1 rRNA gene is annotated in these 1,030 nt (G+C 56.2%); it reads right to left on the bottom strand.

Annotated features, from left to right (window positions below):
* Position 1: 1 nt before the first annotated feature.
* A 23S ribosomal RNA gene (locus ABZ478_RS39300) occupies positions 2 to 1,030 on the bottom strand; the annotation flags it as partial.

The following is a 1,030-nucleotide window of genomic DNA, read 5'->3' as shown; positions in this document are numbered from 1 at the left end:
TGAGGACAAGCCCTCGGCCTATTAGTACCGGTCACCTCCACCAGTTACCTGGCTTCCAGATCCGGCCTATCAACCCAGTCGTCTACTGGGAGCCTTACCCCATCAAGTGGGTGGGAGTCCTCATCTCGAAGCAGGCTTCCCGCTTAGATGCTTTCAGCGGTTATCCCTCCCGAACGTAGCCAACCAGCCATGCCCTTGGCAGGACAACTGGCACACCAGAGGTTCGTCCGTCCCGGTCCTCTCGTACTAGGGACAGCCCTTCTCAAGACTCCTACGCGCACAGCGGATAGGGACCGAACTGTCTCACGACGTTCTAAACCCAGCTCGCGTACCGCTTTAATGGGCGAACAGCCCAACCCTTGGGACCGACTCCAGCCCCAGGATGCGACGAGCCGACATCGAGGTGCCAAACCATCCCGTCGATATGGACTCTTGGGGAAGATCAGCCTGTTATCCCCGGGGTACCTTTTATCCGTTGAGCGACGGCGCTTCCACAAGCCACCGCCGGATCACTAGTCCCGACTTTCGTCCCTGCTCGACCCGTCGGTCTCACAGTCAAGCTCCCTTGTGCACTTACACTCAACACCTGATTGCCAACCAGGCTGAGGGAACCTTTGGGCGCCTCCGTTACTCTTTAGGAGGCAACCGCCCCAGTTAAACTACCCATCAGACACTGTCCCTGATCCGGATCACGGACCCAGGTTAGACATCCAGCACGACCAGACTGGTATTTCAACGACGACTCCACCCACACTGGCGTGTGAGTTTCAAAGTCTCCCAGCTATCCTACACAAGCCGAACCGAACACCAATATCAAACTGTAGTAAAGGTCCCGGGGTCTTTCCGTCCTGCTGCGCGAAACGAGCATCTTTACTCGTAGTGCAATTTCACCGGGCCTATGGTTGAGACAGTCGAGAAGTCGTTACGCCATTCGTGCAGGTCGGAACTTACCCGACAAGGAATTTCGCTACCTTAGGATGGTTATAGTTACCACCGCCGTTTACTGGCGCTTAAGTTCTCAGCTTCGCCC

Source organism: Streptomyces sp. NPDC005706, from assembly GCF_040631045.1.
GTDB lineage: Bacteria > Actinomycetota > Actinomycetes > Streptomycetales > Streptomycetaceae > Streptomyces.
This window is presented reverse-complemented; position numbering and strand designations above follow the sequence as displayed.